General features: G+C 59.6%; 14 protein-coding genes. 8 read left to right on the forward strand and 6 right to left on the reverse strand.

Features of this window, described 5'->3' with window-relative positions:
- The first annotated feature begins 22 nt into the window (after window positions 1-22).
- The 7 genes from FPZ52_RS08215 to rodA all read left to right on the forward strand — a co-directional run bounded on the left by FPZ52_RS08215 (window position 23) and on the right by rodA (window position 9,161).
- The gene (locus FPZ52_RS08215; protein ID WP_146364987.1) at window positions 23-1,510 is read left to right on the forward strand and encodes an MORN repeat-containing protein; all 1,488 of its coding nucleotides are present in this window, start codon (window positions 23-25) and stop codon (window positions 1,508-1,510) included.
- Window positions 1,511-1,749: 239 nt separating this feature from the next.
- Window positions 1,750-3,327 carry a 2-isopropylmalate synthase gene (locus FPZ52_RS08220; RefSeq protein WP_146364988.1) on the forward strand — a complete coding sequence of 526 codons (1,578 nt, stop codon included), beginning with the start codon at window positions 1,750-1,752 and terminating at the stop codon, window positions 3,325-3,327.
- A gap of 182 nt (window positions 3,328-3,509) precedes the next feature.
- Window positions 3,510-4,547: a rod shape-determining protein gene (locus FPZ52_RS08225; RefSeq protein WP_146364989.1), complete on the forward strand. Its 1,038-nt coding sequence runs from the start codon at window positions 3,510-3,512 to the stop codon at window positions 4,545-4,547.
- A gap of 73 nt (window positions 4,548-4,620) precedes the next feature.
- Window positions 4,621-5,550 (forward strand): rod shape-determining protein MreC, encoded by a 930-nt coding sequence (gene mreC / locus FPZ52_RS08230; protein ID WP_240804326.1) that lies wholly within the window; start codon window positions 4,621-4,623, stop codon window positions 5,548-5,550.
- The gene (locus tag FPZ52_RS08235; RefSeq protein ID WP_146364990.1) at window positions 5,543-6,082 is read left to right on the forward strand and encodes a hypothetical protein; all 540 of its coding nucleotides are present in this window, start codon (window positions 5,543-5,545) and stop codon (window positions 6,080-6,082) included. Before mreC ends, FPZ52_RS08235 begins: the two co-directional genes overlap by 8 nt.
- The gene (gene mrdA / locus FPZ52_RS08240) at window positions 6,079-8,025 is read left to right on the forward strand and encodes a penicillin-binding protein 2 (RefSeq protein WP_146364991.1); all 1,947 of its coding nucleotides are present in this window, start codon (window positions 6,079-6,081) and stop codon (window positions 8,023-8,025) included. Before FPZ52_RS08235 ends, mrdA begins: the two co-directional genes overlap by 4 nt.
- Complete coding sequence (gene rodA / locus FPZ52_RS08245; RefSeq protein WP_146364992.1) at window positions 8,022-9,161, forward strand: rod shape-determining protein RodA; 1,140 nt, start codon at window positions 8,022-8,024, stop codon at window positions 9,159-9,161. The genes mrdA and rodA overlap by 4 nt, the downstream gene beginning before the upstream one ends.
- Here the strand turns inward: rodA and FPZ52_RS08250 are convergent.
- Window positions 9,158-9,949 carry an SseB family protein gene (locus tag FPZ52_RS08250; RefSeq protein WP_146364993.1) on the reverse strand — a complete coding sequence of 264 codons (792 nt, stop codon included), beginning with the start codon at window positions 9,947-9,949 and terminating at the stop codon, window positions 9,158-9,160. The genes rodA and FPZ52_RS08250 overlap by 4 nt on opposite strands.
- Window positions 9,950-10,051: 102 nt before the next feature.
- On the opposite strand from FPZ52_RS08250, the gene FPZ52_RS08255 reads away from it, so the two are divergent.
- Window positions 10,052-10,672 (forward strand): uracil-DNA glycosylase family protein, encoded by a 621-nt coding sequence (locus FPZ52_RS08255; protein WP_240804327.1) that lies wholly within the window; start codon window positions 10,052-10,054, stop codon window positions 10,670-10,672.
- Here the strand turns inward: FPZ52_RS08255 and FPZ52_RS08260 are convergent.
- From FPZ52_RS08260 to FPZ52_RS08280, 5 genes are read right to left on the reverse strand one after another with little or no spacing between them, the layout of a single operon-like run.
- Window positions 10,631-11,959, reverse strand: coding sequence for a BatD family protein (locus FPZ52_RS08260; protein ID WP_146364994.1), 1,329 nt, complete (start codon window positions 11,957-11,959; stop codon window positions 10,631-10,633). The genes FPZ52_RS08255 and FPZ52_RS08260 overlap by 42 nt on opposite strands.
- Window positions 11,956-13,545 (reverse strand): VWA domain-containing protein, encoded by a 1,590-nt coding sequence (locus tag FPZ52_RS08265; protein WP_146364995.1) that lies wholly within the window; start codon window positions 13,543-13,545, stop codon window positions 11,956-11,958. The genes FPZ52_RS08260 and FPZ52_RS08265 overlap by 4 nt, the downstream gene beginning before the upstream one ends.
- Window positions 13,542-14,540, reverse strand: coding sequence for a VWA domain-containing protein (locus FPZ52_RS08270; protein WP_146364996.1), 999 nt, complete (start codon window positions 14,538-14,540; stop codon window positions 13,542-13,544). The genes FPZ52_RS08265 and FPZ52_RS08270 overlap by 4 nt, the downstream gene beginning before the upstream one ends.
- Window positions 14,537-15,091, reverse strand: coding sequence for a DUF4381 domain-containing protein (locus tag FPZ52_RS08275; protein ID WP_146364997.1), 555 nt, complete (start codon window positions 15,089-15,091; stop codon window positions 14,537-14,539). Before FPZ52_RS08275 ends, FPZ52_RS08270 begins: the two co-directional genes overlap by 4 nt.
- On the reverse strand, window positions 15,088-16,065 hold the full coding sequence (locus FPZ52_RS08280) for a DUF58 domain-containing protein (RefSeq protein ID WP_146364998.1): 978 nt from the start codon (window positions 16,063-16,065) through the stop codon (window positions 15,088-15,090). The genes FPZ52_RS08275 and FPZ52_RS08280 overlap by 4 nt, the downstream gene beginning before the upstream one ends.
- Window positions 16,066-16,067 lie beyond the last annotated feature (2 nt).

Genomic DNA, 16,067 nt, shown 5'->3' on the forward strand with positions numbered 1-16,067 from the left:
CGCCCGGAGAAAGGCTCAAGTCATGACATCCACCGCCCGTTCGACAGGAATTTCCGCCCTTGCGCTCGCGATTGGCATCACGTTGACGGGCATGGTTCCGTCACTCGCTCAGGGCACAGGGCAAATCGTGACACAGCAATTCTCGAACGGTGGCATTTACGAGGGCACCATGAAAGGCGGCAAGCCCCACGGCGAAGGCCGCTTCACGTTGCCCAACGGCTATGAATACGATGGCGCGTGGGTGGACGGCGAAAGATCCGGGCAAGGCGTTGCGAAATTTGTGGACGGGTCGGTCTATGAGGGCGCGTTTCAGAACGGCAAACCCGATGGTCAGGGCCAGATTGCCTTGCTCGACGGTTCCGTAATTTCAGGCTCTTGGATAGACGGTAAGCTGGACGGCGAAGGCACCGCAACCTATGCTGACGGATCAATCTATGAGGGCGATTTCCAGGACAACAAGCGGCACGGTCAGGGCATTTGGACCAGCGCGGATGGCTACATCTATGAGGGCGCATGGGACAATGGCGTCAGGTCTGGAGAAGCCAAGATCACCTATCCTGACGGATCAGTCTACGAAGGCGAGATGCTTGCCGACCAGCGCAACGGCCAGGGCAAGCTGACGATACCCGACGGTTTCAGCTATGACGGCGCATGGGTCAGCGACCAGATGAGTGGTTTCGGCACAGTCAACTACGTTAACGGCGATGTCTATGAAGGCACGCTCGTCACCGGAAAACGTGATGGCAACGGCAAAATGACCTACGCCAATGGCGATATCTATGAAGGGACCTTCAAGAACGATCACCGCCATGGTCAAGGTAAGTTCACTGGCGCGGATGGCTACAGCTACGAAGGGGCATGGGCCGACGGTGTGCATCAAGGCGAAGGGATGCTGACCTACCCCGATGGATCAACCTATACCGGCATGTTCGAAGCCAACCTTCCACATGGACAAGGCCGGATCGAATATGCTGATGGCAGCAGTTACGAAGGAAACTGGGCGCGGGGCGTGATTGATGGAGAAGGCACCAGTACACGCCCGGACGGCACGACCTATGCAGGCATGTTCCGCAACGGCCAGCAGCATGGGCAAGGTAAACTGACAGCGCCGGACGGATACACCTATGAAGGCGGCTGGCGGAACGGCAAGCGCACTGGCCAGGGCACCGCAAGCTACCCGAACGGCACAGTGTATGACGGAAATTTCGCCGAAGACCTGTTCAACGGACAAGGCACGATCACCATTCCAGAACAGCTGACCTACGCCGGCAACTGGGTGGACGGTCAGATCACCGGTGAGGGCAAAGCCACCTACGAGAACGGCGCTGTCTATGAAGGCAGCTTCAAGGAAGGCAAACGCCACGGGCAAGGCACGCTGAGCTATGCGACGGGCGAATCGCTAAGCGGTATCTGGAAAGATGGCGCGATCGATGAAAGCGCCGAGTCTGCACCAGAAGAACCCGTGCAGGACGAAGAAAACGTCTCCGAGGATGCGCCCGCCGGTGAATAGCGCAGCGAAACGATCTTCCGTCTTTTGCGGGTTTTCTTTTGCGAAGCTGCCTGTATAAACGCTGCCATGGAACGCAACCAACATATGCCGACAGCCAACGCCCTGACGGGCGATGCTGCGCTTTGCGTTCTACTTCTACTTAGCCGCCTCTGAGCGTGCCGTCCGGCGCGACCGCTCAGGGGTATGCCTTCGCGCCGATTTTCTGACGACAAATGGCTAAGATCACAGGAACGACCCCAATGACACAGACAGCTGAGAACCGCGTCCTGATTTTTGACACGACCCTGCGCGATGGCGAACAAAGCCCCGGCGCGACCATGTCCCATGCCGAAAAGATGGAAATCGCCGAGATGCTCGACGACATGGGCGTCGACATCATCGAAGCGGGCTTCCCCATTGCCTCCGAAGGCGATTTCAAAGCCGTCAGCGAGATCGCAGACCGCTCGAAGAACGCCGTTATTTGTGGCCTTGCCCGTGCCAATTTCAAGGACATAGACCGTTGCTGGGAAGCCGTGCGCAATGCCGAACGCCCCCGCATTCATACTTTCATCGGCACGTCGCCGCTGCACCGCGCCATCCCGAACCTGAATCAGGACGAGATGGCCGACCGCATCCATGACACCGTGACCCATGCACGCAACTTGTGCGACAACGTGCAGTGGTCACCGATGGATGCGACGCGCACCGAATGGGACTATCTGTGCCGCGTGATCGAGATCGCGATCAAGGCCGGTGCGACAACAATCAATATTCCCGACACCGTGGGCTACACAGCCCCACGCGAAAGCGCCGACCTGATCCGGCGGCTGATCGAAACGGTCCCCGGTGCCGATGAGATCGTGTTCGCCACACATTGCCACAACGATCTGGGCATGGCGACCGCAAACTCACTGGCCGCAGTCGAGGCCGGCGCACGCCAGATCGAATGCACGATCAACGGGCTGGGCGAACGCGCGGGCAACACGGCGCTGGAAGAAGTCGTGATGGCCATGAAGGTCCGCAACGACATCATGCCCTTCACGACTGGTATCGACAGCCGCAAGATCATGAATATCAGCCGCCGTGTTGCAACGGTGTCGGGTTTTCCCGTGCAGTACAACAAGGCGATCGTGGGCAAGAACGCCTTCGCGCATGAATCGGGTATCCACCAGGACGGGATGCTGAAGAACGCCGAGACGTTCGAGATCATGCGCCCCGAAGATGTGGGCCTGTCCGAAACCAATCTGGTGCTGGGCAAGCACTCGGGTCGCGCCGCGTTGCGGGCCAAGCTGAACGAATTGGGTTTCGAGCTGGGTGATAACCAACTGAAGGACGTCTTCGTCCGGTTCAAGGCTCTCGCAGACCGCAAGAAGGAAGTCTATGAGGACGACCTGCTGGCGCTGATGCGTGAAAGCTCTCTGGACGCGGCGAACGACCGAATTCAAGTGAAATTCCTTCGTGTGATCTGCGGCACGGAAGCACCGCAATCGGCCGATCTGATCCTGAGTATCGATGGCAACGAGAAGCGCGTCACGGCCCAGGGTGATGGCCCGGTCGACGCAACCTTCAACGCGGTGACAGCATTGTTCCCACATGAAGCGAAACTGCAACTCTACCAAGTGCATGCGGTGACCGAAGGTACAGACGCGCAGGCGACCGTCAGCGTTCGCATGGAAGAAAACGGCAACATCGCCACCGGTCAAGCGGCCGACACGGATACCGTGGTCGCGTCTGCCAAGGCCTATGTCGCTGCACTGAACCGCCTGTTGGTGCGTCGCCAGAATTCCGGTGCGGGCGAAGATACCAAGGCCGTCAGCTACAAGGACGCGACGGTCTGACAGTTCCAGCTGCTTCCCTGCGCATCAATCTTGCGCAGGGAAGTCACGTCACTTGGCGGTTTCATGCTGATTCAGGTTACCGAAACCCTTTCACACATAGAGATGGAGTCCTATAACGACCTGCAACCTGCGGATCGACTCGCAGGGCATTTGAATTTGAGGCACAACAGGAATTCCGTCACATGCGTCTTTTCGCCGGCTTGTTTTCGTCCGACATGGCTATTGACTTGGGCACGGCGAACACGCTCGTCTATGTCAAAGGCAAGGGTGTTATTCTAAACGAACCGTCCGTCGTCGCTTACCACGTCAAAGATGGGGTGAAAAAAGTTCTTGCTGTTGGCGAGGACGCGAAGCTGATGCTCGGCCGTACACCCGGTTCCATCCAAGCCATTCGTCCGATGCGCGAAGGCGTGATTGCCGATTTCGATGTCGCCGAAGAAATGATCAAGCATTTCATCCGCAAGGTTCACAAGCGGACGACGTTTTCCAAGCCCAAGATCATCGTCTGTGTGCCGCATGGTGCGACACCCGTTGAAAAGCGCGCCATTCGTCAATCGGTTCTGTCTGCCGGTGCGCGCCGCGCGGGCTTGATTGCCGAACCGATTGCCGCCGCGATCGGTGCAGGCATGCCGATCACCGACCCGACTGGCAATATGGTTGTCGATATCGGTGGCGGTACGACGGAAGTGGCCATTCTGTCGCTGGGTGACATCGTCTATGCCCGCTCCGTCCGCGTCGGTGGTGACCGCATGGACGAAGCCATCGTGAACTATTTGCGTCGCCAGCATAACCTGTTGATCGGGGAATCCACGGCGGAGCGCGTCAAAACCGCTATCGGCACGGCGCGCATGCCCGATGACGGGCGAGGCACGTCGATGCAAATCCGTGGCCGAGACCTGCTGAACGGCGTCCCGAAAGAGACCGAGATAAGCCAGGCACAAGTAGCCGAGGCCCTGTCCGAACCGGTCCAGCAGATCTGCGAGGCGGTGATGTCTGCACTGGAAGCTACGCCGCCGGATCTCGCGGCCGATATCGTGGATCGTGGGGTCATGCTGACGGGAGGCGGAGCCCTGCTTGGTGATCTGGATCTCGCGCTGCGCGAGCAGACCGGTCTTGCGATTTCAGTCGCGGATGAATCGCTCAACTGTGTTGCGATGGGCACAGGCAAGGCACTGGAGTATGAAGCACAGCTCCGGCATGTGATAGACTACGACAGCTAAGAATTCCGCCGGGCCATTGCATCGTCTCTCGAACCCGGTCGGGATCCGTTCAACCTGACCCGGAGAAGCGGCAGTGGCACATCAGGATTCAGACAAGATTAGCGATCAGTACCGGTTGATCCGGCGGGTCGTACTTGGCCTGATCATGTTCGCACTTCTGTCACTACTTCTGGTTTGGCGGATCGACAACCCGCGTGTGGAGCGAATACGGACCGAGTTGATCGACGCCACGCTGCCCAAATTCGAATGGGCGTTGGTGCCCGTCAGCAGCTTCATGCGTATGGTCGGGGATTTCCAGTCTTACAGAAACATTTACGAACAGAATCAGCAGCTTCGCCGTGAACTCCAGCAGATGAAGGAGTGGAAAGAGGCTGCCATTCAACTGGAACAGAAGAACGCACGGCTTTTGGACCTGAACAATGTCCGGCTCGACCCGAAGCTGACCTATGTCACCGGCCGCGTCGTGGCCGATAGCGGATCGCCCTTTCGCCAGTCGGTGTTAATGAATATCGGCACGCGCGACGGCGTCCGAGATGGTTGGGCAGCCATCGACGGCATCGGCTTGGTCGGGCGTGTATCAGGTGTCGGGACCGAGACATCACGTGTGATCCTGCTGAACGATCCAGCGTCTGCCGTGCCCGTCACCATCCAGCCATCGGGCCAGAAGGCGATGTTGATCGGCGACAACAGTAACTTTCCGTTGATCGACTTCATTGAAAGTAGTGACGACGTGCGACCGGGTGATCGAGTCATCACCTCGGGCGATGGCGATGTGTTTCCCGCAGACTTGCTGATCGGACAGGTTGCTCAAGGAGCAGACCGGCGGCTTCGCGTTCACCTCGCTGCGGACTATGAAAGACTGGAATTCCTGCGCGTTCTGCGCCACCGTGGCCAGGAACGGATCGACGAGAACGGCGGGCTGGTCGGCTGGCCCGACCCAGAACCGCCACGAGAAATGTTCGGCCCCTTCCTGCCGCAACCGGAGGCCAAGGCAGATGGCTGACAACCGCCTCCTTGATCGCGTTGTTCATGGGCTGATCTATGTTGGGCTGTGTGGGTGCGCGCTGTTTGTGCGTTTGTTACCTCTGCCTCCGATGCTCCCCAATCTTCCAGCGCCTGAGATCATGCTTTGTCTGACGCTGGCATGGATGCTTCGACGACCAGATTATCTTCCCGCATGGCTGATCACAGTCATGTTCCTTCTGTCAGACTTCTTCCTGTATCGGCCTCCCGGCCTGAACGCGCTCATTGTCACCGCAATCTGTACGTTGCTAAGATCGCGCAACCCCGCACCCCGGCCCGTCCCGTTCACGGTCGAGATCGCCCTGATAACGGGACTGGTCCTGTCGGTGGTCACGGCAAATTGGCTGGCGCAAGCGTTGCTCTTTATCCAGCATCCTTCATACTGGCGGACAATAGCAGTCGTTCCCGTGACAGTGCTGGCCTATCCTTTCACACTGGCTCTCAGCCATTATGTCATAGGCATACGCAGGCTCAAGCCGCGCTACGGTCGGATCAGAGGGCTACGCGCATGAAACGCATCCAACAGGATTCAGCGATCAGTTCAAGGCACATTACGCGGCGCGGTTTGGTCGTAGGAGGCGTGCAGGTAGCGTTTGCCTCAGTGCTGGGCTGGCGAATGTATTCCATGCAAATCCAGCAATCCGATCAGTTCCGCATGTTGGCCGAGGAAAACCGGATCAATGTCCGGCTGCTATCTCCTGCCCGCGGTCTGATCTTTGATCGCAACGGGCGGCAACTGGCAGCGAACGACCCGAACTACCGGATCGTGATCGTGCGCGAGGATGCAGGCGATGTGGCGCGTATCCTCGAGAAGCTGAAAGAAATTGTCCAGATCAGCGACGAAGACATCACCCGCACGATCAATGAGACCGAACGGCTTAGCGCCTTTGTTCCCGTAACCGTTGCCGATCGCCTGACATGGGACGAGTTGTCCCGCGTGGCAGTCAACGGTCCCGCGCTACCCGGCGTACATCCGGAGGTCGGCCTTTCCCGCAGCTACCCGCTGAAGGACGATTTCGCGCATGTCGTGGGCTATGTCGGACCGGTCAGCGACTACGATCTGGCGCAATTGGACGATCAGGACCCGTTGCTTCAGATCCCGAAGTTCCAGATCGGCAAGACCGGCGTAGAGTCCAAGATGGAACAAACGCTACGCGGCAAAGCCGGGAATTCGCAGATAGAAGTCAATGCGGTCGGGCGCGTAATGCGCGAACTGTCCCGCACCGAGGGCACCCCTGGCAGCAACTTGCAGCTTACCGTCGACAGTGGTTTGCAGAACTACGTTCAGGCACGGCTTGGAGGGGAAAGCGCGTCCGCGGTGGTGACCGATGTCACCAATGGCGATCTGGTTGCCATCGGTTCGAGTCCATCCTTTGACCCCAATCTGTTTGTTCGCGGAATTTCCAGCGCGGATTACCGCACTCTGACCAGCAACGTTTACCGCCCGCTGGCGAACAAGTCAGTGCAAGGGATGTATCCACCCGGCTCGACCTTCAAGATGATCACGGCCCTGGCGGCTTTGGAGGCCGGTGTCGTCTCGCTTGGCGAGACCGTCTACTGCCCCGGCTTTCTGAAATCGGGCAACAGGCGCTTCCATTGCTGGCGCGGCGGCGGACACGGGCACATGAACCTGCATGAAAGCCTGAAGCAGTCCTGTGACGTCTATTACTACGATGTGGCGCAACGCGTTGGAATCGACCGCATCTCGGAGATGGCCAAGAAACTTGGCGTCGGTATCCGTTATGATTTGCCCATGTCTGCAGTGGCCGAAGGCATCGCCCCGAACCATGCGTGGAAACAAGAGAGCCGCAGCGCAAGTTGGGTCATCGGGGACACTCTGAACGCGTCCATCGGTCAGGGGTTCGTGCTCGCCACGCCTTTGCAGCTTTCGGTGATGACAAGCCGTCTCGCGAGCGGGCGGATGCTCAGCCCGAGGCTGGTCAAGTCCATTGACGGAGTCGAACAGCAAGTCGTGGATGAGGGCCCGCTCGACGTCCACCCGATGCATCTGGCCGCCGTTCGCAAGGGTATGTTCGCTGTCTGCAACGAGCGGCGTGGTACAGGATACAGCTTACGGGTAATCGAAGACACGATGAAGATCGCCGGGAAATCCGGTACAAGCCAGGTTCGCAACATCACGGCAGCCGAGCGTGCAAGAGGTGTTTTCCGAAACGAAGACCTGCCCTGGAATCGCCGCGACCATGCATTATTCGTGGCATATGCGCCTTATGATGCACCGCGCTATGCTGTGTCGGTTATCGTGGAACACGGTGGCGGCGGGTCTTCCGTTGCAGGGCCGATCGCGCGCGATATTCTACTGCGTGCCATGTATGGCGAGGTGCCTCCGCTGGACGCCTATCCAGAAAGCCAACGCGAGAAGGCGCGAGAAGTTCACGAAGCCATGGACCTGCGCCCGACCGATCAACCCGACACGGCCCCTCGGAGCCGCGCATGAGCTATCTTGAATACACGGTCAAAACCGTCCCAAGCGGTTTTCGCAAACTGCTGTTCTTCAACTGGCCGGTTTTGATACTCATCTGCGCCGTTGCTTCGATCGGCTTCCTGATGCTCTATTCCGTCGCCGGCGGGTCGTTCCAACCTTGGGCCGAGCCGCAGATGGAACGCTTTGCCTTCGGCTTCGCCGTTATGCTGGGCATCGCGCTGGTGCCCATCTGGTTCTGGCGCAACATGGCTGGGCTCGCGTATTTGGTGTCGCTGGTTCTGCTGGTCGCGGTGGAATTCATCGGCGAAGTCGGCATGGGCGCACAACGCTGGATTGACCTGGGCTTCTTGCAGCTGCAGCCTTCTGAATTGATGAAGATCGCACTCGTGATGATGCTCGCCGCTTATTACGACTGGCTCGATCTGCGCCGCACATCGCATCCCTTCTGGGTTTTGATCCCGGTAATCCTGATCCTGTTGCCTACGCTGTTGACGATTAAACAACCGGACTTGGGGACCGCCATCTTGCTGCTAACGGGTGGGGGCATCATGATGTTTCTCGCTGGTGTCCACTGGATCTACTTCGCAATCGTCATCGGGCTCGCTGTCAGCGCTGTCAGCTTGGTGCTGAGCTCTCGAGGGACTGACTGGCAACTGCTGAAGGACTACCAGTTCCGCCGGATCGACACGTTCCTCGACCCTGCTAACGACCCGTTGGGCGCAGGGTATCACATCACCCAGTCCAAAATTGCACTGGGGTCTGGCGGATGGACGGGACGCGGCTTCATGCAAGGCACGCAAAGCCGCCTTAACTTCCTGCCCGAGAAGCACACCGATTTCATCTTCACGACACTGGCCGAGGAATTCGGCTTCACCGGCGCAACAGCGCTGCTGCTGCTCTATATGCTGATCCTGCTGTTCTGCGCGATCTCGGCTTACAACAATCGCGACAGGTTCAGTTCGCTTCTGACGCTCGGTCTTTCCGCGACGTTCTTCCTGTTCTTCGCGGTGAATATGTCAATGGTAATGGGGCTTGCCCCGGTCGTGGGTGTGCCCCTTCCTCTTGTGTCTTACGGTGGCTCCGCGATGATGGTCTTGATGGTGGGCTTCGGTCTCATCCAAAGCGCCCACATCCACAAACCGCGTTAACGTAGTTTCGGCGGCTTGTCCGGATCGCTTCCCGGTGCCCTATGGATCGTGACCTTCGCTCGCTCGGGTTCGGGGATATCGAAGCGCAGACCCACGGCGCGCAGACGACTTACCATTTCGGTGTTGGCGTCGAAGAATGCCACGTCGAGATTCGCAGCGTCGATACCACTGAAGCGCAGTGTCTCGCCCACAGCAGAAGCAAGCGCGTCGTGCGCTTCAGGCAACGCGCCGACAATGCCAAGTAGATGCCCCTTTTCGCCGTCATCATAGCGGACCGAAACCAACAGCGCCTCACTCGCATAGCCTTGCATCAGTGCGAGTTTCGCATCCAGAGAGCGCAGAAAATCTTCCGGGATCGTGCTCGGGGCGGACAGCTCAACCGGCTTGCGTTGATCCGACTGCGGTGCCAGTTCGGTCATCTCCACCAGCCATTTCAATGCATCGGCCGGCATCAGAAAGCTTGACGGGGCGACACCAAGGTTCAAGCCTAGACCGATGCCCTGCTCCGCAAGCAGCCCCGCCAGTACCCGCCCAGAAAGCGCGACATAGGCCGCCGTTTGGCCCGTGAAGGTAAGCAGCCGCTCGACCCGATCAAAGGCCAACGCGAATTGGCCATCCTCGACCGGAAACAGGCGTGGCTCAACATTGTCCCCTTCGGCTTCGCCTTCCAACAGCAGGAACAGCTCTGAATCAGCGACACGTTCATAGAATCGAAGGCGCGCACGGTCATCTTCCGGTGCGGCATCCATCGCGGCATGGGCCTGATCCAGCACTGTCATCTCGGTCATGTCGTTCATCGTTGCGGCCTTGGGTCGGGCTTGTGGATGCCCTCCCCCTAGTCATGTCGTGCTCTGAGGGCAAGACATGCCCTATGGCCAGAACTGCCGGGCATGCGTAAGTTCCGCAGCATGACCGACACATCCAAGCTCCAGAACCGGATCGCCCGGTGCCGCATCTGCAGCGATCGTTTTGCCGCGACGGCCACACAGCATCGCCCCAGACCGGTCGTCTGGTTTCGTGCGAAGACACCCATTCTGATCGCAGGGCAGGCACCGGGCATGCAGGTGCATCAGAAGGGCATCCCGTTTCATGACCGATCGGGCGATCGTCTGCGAACGTGGCTAGGCATGGATGCGGCCCAGTTCTACGACCGCGATCTGGTTTCAATCCTGCCTACGAGCTTTTGCTTCCCCGGCTATTCCGCGAAAGGCAGCGACCTGCCACCGCCGCCGATTTGCTGGGACACGTGGCATGCGGATTGCTTGCACGACATCGGCGTTGTGAAGCTGCGCGTCATCGTCGGAGGATACGCCATTCGCCGTCACACGGGGCTTCGATGTTCGGTCACGGAGGCTGTCAGAACGTGGCGCAAGCACGCACCCGAAACCTTCCTGCTGCCGCACCCATCATGGCGCAACACTAGATGGCTGAAAGCCAACCCCTGGTTCGACAGGGACGTCGTCCCAGCATTACAAAGCCGGGTGAAGACGATTTTGACCGAGGCGTTCTAGTGGACGGGATTTAGCGGCGGCAGCGCCTGATCGACAGCCTTGCCTGTGTTCTCGGACCGCGCATCGGACAGTGCCACCTCGAGCCGCTTCCAATGCTGCAACTCCGCTGTGTCCGGTGCTTGCTGGCCATAGCGACCAGCGCCCAACGCGTAAATCGCTTGCCGCACCTCGGGCTTTACGCGTGGATCGCCCCCCGTCCATTCGATCGGCCCAACTGTCTAAGGCCGGAAAGAGACCCACGTAGGACCGCTCGCCGATCACCTGACGCAGTTCTTTCCACGCAAATCGTTCCGAAGCGAGATAGTTTGCGTGCCGCGCATCGTGCCACCTTCGGATAGGTCTCATCAAGCGACGGCCAAGCAGCAACAGAATAATCAATCCGACCAAACCCGCCACAACAATCAGTGCGATCAGCCGCCAGTCCCGATCCTTCACAAGCATTGCCGGCGGACCGTCCACCTTGATTTCGAACCCTTCAGCAACCGCGGTTTCGATGTTCCCGGTGTCGGTGTTGTACCAATCAATCGAAACATCCAGGATCACTCCACCGCCACCACTTTCAGCGACATAGGTCACGCTTTCGGTGCGAGTACCACCGGGAACGCCGCGATCATCCGTCTCATCAACCGAGGGTTCATCCGGATAGCTTGCCAGACCGGTTAAATCCTGTGGCACAATAAGTTGCGGCACGAACATTGGCGGCACACCGTCTACATGCGCGGTCACGATGCGCTTCAAGGTGCCACCCGGCGTCATGCTTTGCGGATCGCCTACGACCTGCTGCTGCAACCTCAGATCCTGCGCTGCGATGAACGGGTTCAGCCCTTCGGCACCTTCTGGCACAACCCCTGTAAAGGCGATTTCACCGGTCTGAACGGTGGTCTTTATGGGCTCGTTCGTTTCCGGGTCGCTCCAGGTCACGACCAGATCTTGCGGGGGGATGCTGAAACTTCCGGGAACCATGGGAGAAATTCGATAGTGACGCGTCACGCCCGACCATGTTTCACTGCCTACCCGATCAGAAGTCGGCCCGGTTGATCCCTCTGGCAGGCGCACCAACACATTGGGTATTTCCATCGTCGGCCAGATAGGCGGCTCCGGCATGAAGGTGGGCACCAGGACTGTCAAACGCAGGCTAAGCGATTGGCCGGGGACGGCCTCAGTCTCATCGAAAGTCACCTGCAAGACCGGTGCGCTGGCTTGGTTATCCTCGGCGTCCTGCGCATGCGCAACCGGGCTGAACAAGGCAACTGCGACAAGGGCCATGAATCCAATCAGACGGTTCATTGCGCGGCTTCCTCCGCTGTCGTATCCGGCTCGATATCGTCGGGTTGCGCCTGTGGCTGTCCCGCATCCGACGCCGATGCCTGAACCGCTTCCAAGGCGAACCGGATGCGCAAGAAGTCGGAGGTCTGCGTATCCACGGTGTTCATCCACTGCTCGGTAGTCAGAGGGGCGTCGCCGCCATCTTGCGGGACCTCCACCTGGCTATCCACGCCCCTGTTGGCCTCGTTGTCGAATACGACCTCATCCGCTCCGATACCGTCGTCACCCGTGTCCGACTGCTCGCGTGCCTCCTCCACGTAGTCGACGATTTGCTCTGCGAGCTTCAGATTGTCTGCGGCCCCGGGATAATCGGGATCGCGGGTAAGCGTGGTCTGGAAACTGCGAACGGCATCGCGGTAGGAACGGGATTTGATTTGCGCCATCCCCTGAATGAAGGACGCTTGGGCGGTATCAAGCCGAGCCAGAACCTCTATCGAGTCCTCGTACTGCCCAGACCGATACAGCGCATAGCCGCGCCACAACGGGTCTTCGAACAACTCCGACGCATCCACGAAATTCCGGCGGTTGAATGCGATTTGCCCTTGCTGGTCGGGCGTCAGGAACCAGTCCACCACCCCATCGGCACGGGAGGGGTTCGGGGCGGCCGCACCGTATGCCAGCGTCGCCAGAACAAGCCAGCGCATCGTCCAGCCGCGACGGAACCACAGCAGGACGATCAGCGCGGCAGGCCATGCCAGCCAGTAAGCGCGGTCAAGCCAAGGCTGCTCGGTGTTCTCAAGCGCCGCCCGTCGATACGCCGCGTTGAGCAGCCCGTCCAGACGACGAAGGTCGCCACCATCGGGGGTAACTTCCACCAACGGAATCGACAACGCATCTAGCCCACGATCACGCACACCTTCAGGTAACATGGACAGAACCGCCACGCCGGACCCGGTGGCATTCAGGGTGTCCACATCCGCCGGATCAATGCCGTCAGTGACAATCAATACCCCGCCCGTATCGGCTTCATCGGCCAGAACCGACTGCGCAAGCGCAAGTGCGTCGGCGGCAACCTCACCCTTTTGGGGCATGATGTCGGGTGACAGCCCTTCCAGATAGGGCCGCATCACGCTGGGATCCTCCGTCATGGGCAAGACGACATGTGCGGTGCCAGCATAGGCCACGAGTGCGGTGCGCGCACCGGCCCGCAAGTCCAGAAAGTCACGTATCTTCTGCTTGCCGCGCTCCAGCCGTGACGGGGCGACATCGTCCTCCTCCATCGTATCGGTGACCTTCAGGACGACGACAACAGGTGCAGACTGCGCGGCGAAGGGATCAGGCAATCGCGACCATGTGGGACCAGCCGCACCAAGCGCACACAGGATGACCCCCAGTGTCACACCATCGATGGGCAGACTCCTTCTTCTGTCCTTCGCACCTAAGATCAGCGCCGCTCTAAGATGCGGGGCGATACCGTCGTTGGGAACGTCTCGGCGCGTTTCAGCCCGTCGGATCATCCACCACAGCGTCAGCACCGCAGGCACCAGGAGCAGCCAAAACGGACGCAGAAAATGAAACGCCTCGAAGAAGAGAAACAAGGACGTCATTCCTCAGCCCTCCAAAGGATATGTGAACGGCGCGTTCCAAAACGCAGGAACGCAACAGTTGCAAAACCAAGCAAACCTGCGAACCCTAGCGGCATCCATGACAGCGATTGCCGAGGTCGGAAAGAAAGCGTTTCGACCTTGCGTGGTGCCAGTTCGTCAATCCGGTCATAGACACCTTGCAGCGTATCCTCGTCCTCCGCATAGAAATACTGCCCGCCAGTCTGCGCCGCGATGTCCTGCAAGGTGGTCAGATCCACGCGATCTTCACCCGTGGCGTTTGGGTCGCCCACGCCAATCGCGTAGATTTCGACATCCCTCTGCGCGGCTATGGACGCAGCGTTGAGTGGGCTCATCCGGCTCGCAGTATCACTGCCATCGGACAGAAGGATCAAAAGTCGCTGGTCGATATCGCTACTCTCGAAGGTGCGGATCGACAACCCGATCGCGTCCCCCAGCGCGGTGTGAGGGCCTGCCATGCCAACTTCTGTCCGGTCGAGCAGTTCGAGAATGGTGTCCAGATCATCCGTCAGGGGAGTTTGCAGGTACGCCGCCGATCCGAAAACGATCAGCGCCATCCGATCTCCGTCGCGTCCCTCCACGAAACTCTTCACCACCTGGCGGACGCCAGCGAGACGCTGGACGCGATCATCACCAGGGGTCGCGAAATCCCGCGCATCCATCGATCCGGAGATGTCAATTGCCAGTACCACATCGCGGGCTGCTTGCGTCTCCTCAACGGGCTGACCGACACGCTCCGGCCGTGCCAGGGCAAGCACGAGCAACACCCATATCAGGCAGGCGGCAATCGTCTGGATGCGGCGGCGAGACAGCACCACGGCACCAGCACGCGCCTCGACCCCCGCTGCGTCCGCGATATGCCGAAAGAACGGGAAGCGCAGCGCGGGAACCTTCTCGCGATGCGGCGGCGTAAACCGCCAGACCAGCCAAGGCAGCGGCAACAGAAGGAATGCCCACAGCCCGGCAAAGCTGATCATGTCACGGCCTCCTGACGTCTGCGAAAGCGCGCGCGTGACGGACTACCCTTTTCGACACGATGTTTGCGAACCCATTGCTCAGCGGCATTGAAAAGGTCAACCGACGCCGGCGCATCTTTACGATAGGGGGCGACCAGAAGTTCCTGCCCGACCGTTTCGCCGAAAAGCACCCCTGCCCCGCAATTGTCGAGAAACTCCAACCAAGGGGAACCTGAAAGCCCGGCAACCTGCTCACGAGGATATGCCGCAAGCGCAGTGCGGCGCAGAATTTCCGCTATCTGCGCGGGGTCGGACTTTGCGCGCTCCAACTCCGCAAGCGCCGCGCGGCGATAGGCATTGCGGCGTCGGAGGTCTAACCATCGCCAGAGTAGCCACGAAACAAGCACCAAAAAGAAGCCGCCCAAGACCAACCACCCGGGCGTTTGCGGTGTCATGGCAATCGGGGCCGGTTCCGGGGGCTCGCTAAGCCGCTGAATCAGATCGACCAGGTTCTCCCGCGCCGCATCGGGCACATCCTGCGACTGGGGTGCGGCTTGTGCTAACACGGTCATCGCGGCCCCAAGCCCATCAAGCGCCGCATTTGAGGCAAGGTTTCCTCGCCGGACGAAAGCGGCAAGACCGGCACACCCAAGGTCCGCTGCCAATCAAGGATCGTCGCTAGCCGTCCCGTGACAAAATCATGCAGGTCTCGCCTTGCGGAAGCGGTTCCCGTGTCGATCTCGGCCTGCAGCTGACCATCTGAAACAACCAGTCGCATCCCTTCCGGAAAATCCGCAGCCAACGGGTCGGACACAAGACACAACACCAGGTCGTTACGTCTCGCAATCGCCGACACGATGCGATGAGTGTCGTCATCCGCGCCCGCAAAGTCACTGAGAACGATGATGAGATGATTACGCGGTGCGATCCGCGCCACATGGCGCAAGACCGTCGACAGATGAACCGGCTTCACCGTTGGCGCGTCCGCACGCAGTGCCGCATTCGCATCTGCCAGCGCAGTCAAGAAACGGTTGAGCGTCCTGCGACTGCGCTGCGGACGGATTTCCGCGATACTGTCATCGCCGACCACGATCCCGCCCACGCGGTCCCCTTGATCAAGAATCCGAAACGCCGCCAGACCCGCCGCTTCTGCGGCAGTGACGGATTTCATGTTCAACTGTGATCCAAAAAACATGGACATGCGTTGATCAACGACGATGAAGGCAGGGCGGTCGCGTTCTTCGGTCATCACTCGCACATGCGGGCTGCCCGTCCGCGCCGTGACCTTCCAGTCGATCGAACGCACATCGTCGCCCGGCATATAATCCCGTAGTTCTTCAAAGTTCAGCCCGCGCCCACGCAACCGCGACGCGTGACGCCCGTTCAGCACGGAACGCGCGGGCTGGCGCGGCATAAAACTCAAGCTTCGCGCACGCCCCTCCAACGACCGAAGATGGTCAAGCGTGACGTGGATACGTGGATCTGTCTCCGGCGTTTCCACTGGTCGCAGGGTTCCGGTTCGGGTTCGTGCGGCGGTATCGCGCATAG

Source organism: Qingshengfaniella alkalisoli, from assembly GCF_007855645.1.
Lineage (GTDB): Bacteria > Pseudomonadota > Alphaproteobacteria > Rhodobacterales > Rhodobacteraceae > Qingshengfaniella > Qingshengfaniella alkalisoli.

Coding starts and splice junctions, on each gene's coding strand:
- FPZ52_RS08225 (WP_146364989.1), top strand. CDS start 3,510: ATGCGTCTTTTCGCCGGCTTGTTTTCGTCCGACATGGCTATTGACTTG.
- FPZ52_RS08275 (WP_146364997.1), bottom strand. CDS start 15,091: ATGACCGTGTTAGCACAAGCCGCACCCCAGTCGCAGGATGTGCCCGAT.
- FPZ52_RS08250 (WP_146364993.1), bottom strand. CDS start 9,949: ATGACCGAGATGACAGTGCTGGATCAGGCCCATGCCGCGATGGATGCC.
- FPZ52_RS08270 (WP_146364996.1), bottom strand. CDS start 14,540: ATGATCAGCTTTGCCGGGCTGTGGGCATTCCTTCTGTTGCCGCTGCCT.
- FPZ52_RS08265 (WP_146364995.1), bottom strand. CDS start 13,545: ATGACGTCCTTGTTTCTCTTCTTCGAGGCGTTTCATTTTCTGCGTCCG.
- mrdA (WP_146364991.1), top strand. CDS start 6,079: ATGAAACGCATCCAACAGGATTCAGCGATCAGTTCAAGGCACATTACG.
- FPZ52_RS08260 (WP_146364994.1), bottom strand. CDS start 11,959: ATGAACCGTCTGATTGGATTCATGGCCCTTGTCGCAGTTGCCTTGTTC.
- rodA (WP_146364992.1), top strand. CDS start 8,022: ATGAGCTATCTTGAATACACGGTCAAAACCGTCCCAAGCGGTTTTCGC.
- FPZ52_RS08220 (WP_146364988.1), top strand. CDS start 1,750: ATGACACAGACAGCTGAGAACCGCGTCCTGATTTTTGACACGACCCTG.
- FPZ52_RS08280 (WP_146364998.1), bottom strand. CDS start 16,065: ATGCGCGATACCGCCGCACGAACCCGAACCGGAACCCTGCGACCAGTG.
- FPZ52_RS08215 (WP_146364987.1), top strand. CDS start 23: ATGACATCCACCGCCCGTTCGACAGGAATTTCCGCCCTTGCGCTCGCG.
- FPZ52_RS08235 (WP_146364990.1), top strand. CDS start 5,543: ATGGCTGACAACCGCCTCCTTGATCGCGTTGTTCATGGGCTGATCTAT.
- FPZ52_RS08255 (WP_240804327.1), top strand. CDS start 10,052: ATGCGTAAGTTCCGCAGCATGACCGACACATCCAAGCTCCAGAACCGG.